The sequence below is a fragment of the Parabacteroides sp. merdae-related_45_40 genome (assembly GCF_001915675.1).
Genome location: NZ_MNQY01000088.1, coordinates 1 through 6,443 on the forward strand (window position 1 = coordinate 1; position 6,443 = coordinate 6,443).

Genomic DNA, 6,443 nt, shown 5'->3' on the forward strand with positions numbered 1-6,443 from the left:
TTCAACCGGTCGACAAACAAGGTGGATGTCAAAGAAATAGACACCGACACTTTCACAGCTTGGAAAGACGGTCTGTTGAAATACAAATCGATTCCATTCACCGAATTGATCGAGAACTTGAAAGACATCTACCAAGTAGAAATCCGGATTGATGATGAAAGACTGGCAGATCCATCCATCACCGTTTCCGGTACATTCAATCAAAAACAAAGCATAGAACAGATCCTAAAAGTAATCTCACACAGTTTGCCTATACGGTGGACGAATAAAACAGGAAATTATCATATCCAACATGCACACTAAAAAATAATGCCTATGAGAAAACGCTAATGTTAAAAGTAGCACTGAGACCTACACTAAGCGAACAGGGTCACACCATGAAACAAGTAAATTATTAATCTCTTAAATCAATACATAAGCATGAAAAATGTTTCGTATTACAGGCATCTTCATCCTGAAAGCCTGAAAAAATTAGTAGCAATTACAAAAATTACGGCGGTTTCGCTATTAACAGTTTTACCTTCCACTATGCAAGCGGAACCTACCTATTCACAATCGGTAGTGATATCCATCAAAACTGAACGGATGCTTCTCACCGACTTGTTTTCACAGATAGAAAAACAAAGCGAATTCCTATTTTTCTATGTAGATAAAGATGTTGCAGACATTAAAGTCAACATAAAGGCCAACAGTAATCAAATCGATGAAATCCTGACACAAGCATTGACAGGAACAGGACTGACTTATACGATCAACGATCGGAATATCAACATTATGCGAAAAGCATACGCACGGCAACAACAGGCCAAGCAAATCACGGGGAAAGTCCTAGACAATAACGGTGACCCGATCATCGGAGCCAATGTTGTAGAGAAAGGAACGACTAACGGGTCCATTACTGATGTTGAAGGCCTCTTCAACATCAGTATAGCACCAGGTGCTATACTTTCGATCTCCTACATCGGATACAAGCCGACCGAAATAAAAGTCGGTTCACAAAACTCCTACAACATCATCCTCGAAGAAGATTCGGAGACATTGGATGAAGTCGTCGTGATCGGCTACGGTACGGCACGCAAAATCGACCTGACAGGATCGACCTCTTCTTTGGGAGGCGACAAACTTCGGATGAAGAGTACACCGCAGCTTTCCAGTCAATTACAAGGACAGATGGCCGGCGTACAGATCACACGTTCCAGCGGCGACCCGTCAGCCGGAGCTACTATCCGCGTACGTGGTGTCACGACCATGTCAACTAATGACCCATTAGTGATCGTGGATGGAGTGCCTGGCACTCTTACAGATATTGCCCCTGAAGACGTAAAAGACATTCAGGTTTTGAAAGACGCAGCTTCGGCTGCTATTTACGGTTCACGCGCAGCGGCAGGTGTCATATTGGTCACAACCAAACGTGCCAAAAACAAGGAATTCCATCTTTCATATAATGGAGAATACGGCATCAACACACCGACCGCAAAACCTAAATTCGCTAATGCCGTACAATGGATGAGTGGTCTTAACGAATTAGCTTTCAACGATGGTGCATCATCCCTCCATTCACTTTACTCCGAAGATGTAATCAACAATTACGCACAACTACGAGCTGAAGATCCGGACCGCTATGCAGATACCGACTTTATGGATTTAGGATTGAAAAGTAGCACACATCACCAAAGACACTCTCTCTCGCTCAGTGGAGGTACGGAAAAACTGAAAACAAACTTCAGTCTCAACTATTACAATTCGGAAGCACTTATCCAAACAAAAGACTACGAGCGTTTCAATATCCGCACGAACAATGACTACCAAATCAATAATTGGATACATGCCAATGTTGACTTGAATTTACTCTATTCTAACGCAAATGAACCTCACGGATCGATCTTTACCTTAATGGAGCGTGCACCGATCTACAATGCTTATTGGTCTGACGGACGTTTTGCCGATGGCAAAGATGGTGACAACCCTATTGCCGAGCACCAATTAGGCGGTTCCATGAAAAAACAGAACTACAGTGTGGGTGGTAAATTACAATTAGATATCACACCCATAGAAGGATTAACATTAACTGCCATCGTAGCACCAAAATATTCTTTTTACAAAGGAAAAGACCATCGCAAAAGATACGAAGTCTACCGGATCACCGGTGACCCGATTCCCGGAGTTGGCTATGCTTCAACTAGTCTCAGTGAAAGTCGTAACGACAACCATAGCTTGACTAAGCAGTTCTATGCCAACTATAAAATGCAACTGAAACGCCACTCTATCGGATTGATGGCTGGTTATGAAGATTATTCTTACAAATGGGAAGAAGAAGGTGCTTCACGAACCAATTTTAATTTGGTCAATTATCCTTACTTGAATTTAGGGCCTGAAGACTACCAATACAATAGCGGAAAAGCTGGACATAATGCCTATCGTTCATTCTTCGGTCGTATCATGTATTCATGGGCAGATCGCTATATGCTGCAAGCTAATATTCGCTCAGATGGTTCTTCACGTTTTGCTGATGGCCACCGTTGGGGTACATTTCCTTCCGTTAGTGCAGGTTGGGTTATTTCCGAAGAACCTTGGTTCAACAAAAGCATTGTAGATTATTTAAAGTTACGCGGTTCAATTGGACAATTGGGAAACGAACGTCTAGGGAAGGAGTTTCCTTATCAAGCAATACTCAGTTTTGGCACAGGTTTTATTCCAAATGCAACTACAGGTGTAGCAGATGTCGTACAAACGGCTTATCAGACAGACTATGCTTTCAACAACCTAACATGGGAAACGACCACCACCTATGGTTTCGGAGCTGACATCACTTTGCTAAATAACAGACTTCGTGCATCAGCCGATTATTATTACAAAAAGACAACTGATATGCTGATGGAAGTTGGATTCCCTTCTTATTTTGGTTATAACGCACCGCAAAACAACGCAGCCGATATGAATACGAAAGGTTGGGATCTTGAACTTTCCTGGAGCGATCAAATCAACGATTTCCGATACGGTGTAAGTTTCAATTTGTCCGATTATCGTTCTAAAATGGGATACATGGCAAACCGACAGAAAATCGATGATAACAAGATCACTGAAGAAGGGTCTTATTTTAACGAATGGTACGGATACAAAAGTATGGGCATTATCTTGAATGATGCTGCCATGTTGGACGAAAACGGAAATACCATTCCAGTTCTGACTAACAACGATAAAGCAGGTAACATACGTTACCAAGATATAGATGGAGACGGCAAAATCACTGCTTCCGCCGATCGTGTACGCTTGGGCAATTCCCTACCAGAAATGCAATACGGTGGCTCTCTATGGGCAGAATGGAAAGGCTTGGATTTCAATTTATCATTTCAAGGTGTTGGACATCAATTAGCCTACTGGAACTGGCCCGGTACACCATTCAATTATCAAGCATATGCTTGTCCGGTAAATCTGATCGAAAGCCATTGGAGTCCGACAGCAACGGATGCAGAAAATGCCAAGGCAAAATATCCGAAATTGACGACCAATAGTGCCAATATTTATGCAAAAAGTGACTTCTATATTTTCAACGGAGCTTATATGCGTATCAAAAACATCACATTAGGTTATACGCTCCCATCTGAATTCACGAAGAAGTTTTTTGTTAACAAGTTGAGAGTCTATTTCAGTGCGAATGACCTGCCTGCCTTCTCGAAATATCCCGAAGGATTCGATCCCGAATGGGGGGATCGCGCAAAAGACTTGATCATGTCTTCTTATATTTTTGGCTTGAATGTTTCATTTTAATTAAAAAAATCCTGTTATGAACAAAATAAACAAATATCTATTAACCGGAATAGTCTCACTAAGCATGACAGCCTGTGCAAACCTCGACCTAAATCCACTTTCTGAAGGATCGAGTGAAAATTGGTATCACGATGAAACCGAAATAGAAATGGCACTTAATGATTTGTGGAGACCAGACTTCTTCCCGATTGACGCCATCTATTGGGATGATGATTTGTTAAACCGAAATGGTTCCAACGAAGTTACGCTCGGAACAGTCACTTCTCAATGGGGGACCTCCTCCACACGCTGGAGTTCCTTATACAAGTCCATCGCCCGTGCAACAAAAGTAATTCAAGCATTGGACAATGGTTCTGCGACCGGAATCAGTGAAAGCAAAGTAAACCAATACAAGGGGGAAGCCTATTTCATGTTAGGGTTTGCCTACTGTGAACTGACTGCCTATTATGGAGATTGCGTGTTGAATAAAGGTATGACTTTGGATGAAGCATACGTGGCAACCCGCTCACCCAAAAACGAAGTGCTTGCATATGCTTTTGAATGTTTAGACAAAGCGGCCGAATATCTGCCCAATTCCTACAAAGGTCAACAACGGCCGACCAAAGGAGCCGCCCTCGGTTTCAAAGCCCGTTTTGCCCTCTTCCACGAAGACTGGCAAACCGCCGTTGATGCTGCACAAAAATGTATGGATCTCGGAGTCTACAAATTACACGACAATTATCGGGAAATGTTCCAAGCTACCAGTTCTCCCGAATTTATGTTTTATTTCAAAGGAGACTTGACATTAAAAAAAGGATATGGTTTCATGGAAAATGTACGTGACTTTGTCATACGCAAAATCGGTGGCCATTGCAACCAAAGTCCATCATTGGAGTTGTTCTGTTCCTACACCTGCACGGACGGTTTGCCTATTGACAAATCACCGCTCTATAACCCGAAAGATCCATTTGCCAACCGAGACCCGCGTCTGGCAATGACAATCCAACCTTTCAAAACTAAATACTCTGCTGACTATGCAGAATATGAACAGTCCAAAAAAGATGGGACATTTCCTGAAAAATATCCAGATTATATCACATTAGGCTATGAATTCAATCCCAGTCCTTATGCAAATACGGTATACGAAGTGTCTACCGGTAAAATGGTAGTCAACACTGACTCCAAAGCATCGAATCAACATTCTGCTTATAACGGATTGATTCTCCGTAAATTTGTGAAGGATGACTGGAAAGATTTCAACAATTATAATCTAAAAGCAGACAACTGTTATCCATACCTACGTTATGCTGAGGTACTGATGACTTACGTGGAAGCGAAGAACGAAATGGGACAATGTACACAAGACGACTTGGACAAAACGATCAATCTGATCCGTGAACGTGCCTATCGCGAAACAGGTATCGCTTACCCCCGCGTAGAAGTACAATCACAAGAGGCTTTACGCAAAATAATCCGCATGGACCGTCGTTCGGAATTCGCATTCGAGGGGATTCGTTATCGCGACCTGTTGCGTTGGCGCATTGCTGAAAAATCACACAACAAGTCCATGTATTACTTGAATCGTGCCTGGTCTAACTCCGCCAATTGGAATGGTTTGACCGGCAGTGAATCAAACATCGAATTGTCTCAAGACTTCATAACTTTGTTAAAGAACTGGGACGAAGGTAACTATCCTATCGGTGGCATACCGACAATCGATGAAAACGGACTGCCCAATCTTGCACCTATGGAAACCGCTGGATATATCACTACATTCTACAAAATGTCTTTTGACCCAAAGAAAAACTATTTGTGGCCTATTCCAGCTAACGATATTTTGGTCAACGGTAACCTAACGCAAAACGACGGGTATTAATCTCTAGCAATCGAAGCCTCAATTATGGATTTTCAACATTGAAAATCCATAATTGAGGCTTCGATTATCCATTGAAATAATATTTTTAAAACTTCGATTAATAAATATCGCCATTATGAAGTATAAATTATTTCCTTGTATTCTTTGTATAACATTATTTTCCTGCCATTTTCAAAAAAAGGAAAATACATCCGCTGTCAAAGAAGTCGATATTTGCATATACGGAGGAACATCCGCAGGTGTTGTAGCTGCTTACTCTGCAAAAAAAATGGGTAAATCCGTTCTTTTGGTAGAGCCTGGCAAATATTTAGGAGGTATGACTACCGGCGGTCTCGGAATGACAGATATCGGAAACAAATATGCAGTTACCGGATTGGCACGCCTTTTCTATCGTCGTATTGGAGAGCATTATAATAAATTCGAGCAATGGACTTTTCCCCCAAGTGTCGCGACTGCAACCATGAACCGCTTTGTGAAAGATGCAGATTTGGATGTCCTGTATTATCGTCGCATAACAGATGCTCAAGTTCAGAATAAAAGAATAAAAAGTATCACTTTGGAAGACTCCCAACAACCGGATAAAAAGACCTTGATACGGGTTAAAGCCAAACAATTCATTGATTGTTCGTATGAAGGCGATTTAATGGCAAAAGCCGGTGTCTCTTATTTTGTAGGACGTGAAGGAAACGAAGAACACGACGAGACTCTTAACGGAGTCCAAATGTCTTTCTGGCATCAATTTCCGGACGGAGTAGACCCATATCTAAAAGAAGGCGATCCGAATAGTGGCTTATGTTGGGGAATCCAACCTAATACACTG

General features: G+C 41.9%; 4 protein-coding genes. All 4 read left to right on the top strand.

The window, feature by feature from the left end; translation table 11 throughout:
• On the top strand, positions 1-303 hold a 303-nt coding region (locus BHV83_RS11025), incomplete at its 5' end, for a DUF4974 domain-containing protein (protein WP_286757518.1).
• 117 nt (positions 304-420) lie between these two features.
• Positions 421-3,768, top strand: a complete 3,348-nt coding sequence (locus BHV83_RS11030) for a SusC/RagA family TonB-linked outer membrane protein (protein WP_270518014.1) — start codon at positions 421-423, stop codon at positions 3,766-3,768.
• A 16-nt stretch (positions 3,769-3,784) separates the two neighbouring features.
• On the top strand, positions 3,785-5,623 hold the full coding sequence (locus BHV83_RS11035; protein WP_005645338.1) for a RagB/SusD family nutrient uptake outer membrane protein: 1,839 nt from the start codon (positions 3,785-3,787) through the stop codon (positions 5,621-5,623).
• A gap of 115 nt (positions 5,624-5,738) precedes the next feature.
• Positions 5,739-6,443, top strand: a 705-nt coding sequence (locus tag BHV83_RS11040; protein ID WP_286757519.1) for an FAD-dependent oxidoreductase, incomplete at its 3' end; no start/stop codon positions are given.